The sequence below is a fragment of the Streptomyces sp. NPDC049970 genome (assembly GCF_040660235.1).
GTDB lineage: Bacteria > Actinomycetota > Actinomycetes > Streptomycetales > Streptomycetaceae > Streptomyces.
In genome coordinates, this window is record NZ_JBFALP010000066.1 from 1 (window position 1) to 1,014 (window position 1,014).

General features: G+C 65.9%; 1 protein-coding gene. It reads right to left on the reverse strand.

Annotated elements, in window-relative coordinates:
• Positions 1-1,014 (reverse strand): Ig-like domain-containing protein (locus tag AB0I83_RS31495; RefSeq protein WP_363307057.1); only part of this gene is annotated, 1,014 nt, incomplete at both ends.

The window sequence follows — 1,014 nt, forward strand, 5'->3', positions numbered from 1 at the left end:
TGGACGGTCTTGTCGCCGGTGTTCTCCACCACCACGACGTCACCGATCATCGAGTGGTTGTAGAACCACGCGGCCGGCGTGCTGGGGTCGCCCGCGCCCTTGACGTCGCGCAGGCCCACGCAGCCGTGGCTGGTGTTGACGTTGCCGAAGACGGACGGCGCGCCCCAGTAGTTGCCGTGGATGAAGGTGCCCGACGTGGTCAGGCGCATGGCGTGCGGCACGTCCTTGATGTCGTACTCGCCCTTGCCGTCGGAGTCGGTGAAGCCGACCGTCGCACCGTTCATCCGGGTCTGCTCGAACTTCTCCGAGATCACCATCTGACCCTCGTAGGTGGTGTGCTCGGGAGAGCCCGCGGAGATCGGGATGGTCTTGATGGTCTTGCCGTCCTGCGTGACCTTCATCTGCTTGGTCTTGGCGTCGACGTACGAGACCTGGTTGCGGCCGATGTGGAAGGTGATCGTCTTCTGCTGGACGCCGTAGATGCCGGGCGCGCCCTGGACGCCGTCGAGCGCCAGCTTCAGCGTGACGGTGGAGCCCTCCTTCCAGTAGTGCTCGGGCCGGAAGTCCAGACGGTTGGACCCGAACCAGTGGCCGACGACCTCCTGCCCGCTGGAGGAGGTGACGGTGATGCCCTTCTGGACGGCCGCCTTGTTGGTGATCGCCTTGTCGAAGTTGATCGACACCGGCATGCCCACCCCGACGGTGGTGTTGTTGTCCGGGGTGAAGGTGCCGATGAAGCTGTGCGCCGGGGCGACCGTGGTGAAGGACGCGTTCTCGTGCGCGGCACGGCCCTTCGCGTCCGTGGCCGTCGCCGAGACCTTGTAGGTGGTGGCCCGCTTCAGCTGGACGCTGGGCTTCCAGCTCGTCTTGTCGGGCGATATCTGCCCGGTGACGGCCTCGCCGTCGGCCGTGGTCATGGTCACGTTCGTCAGGGTGCCCTTGGTCACCGTGACCGCGGCGGAGTTGTTGATGGAGGCGTTGTCGGAGCCGTCCGCCGGCGTGATCTTTATCTGG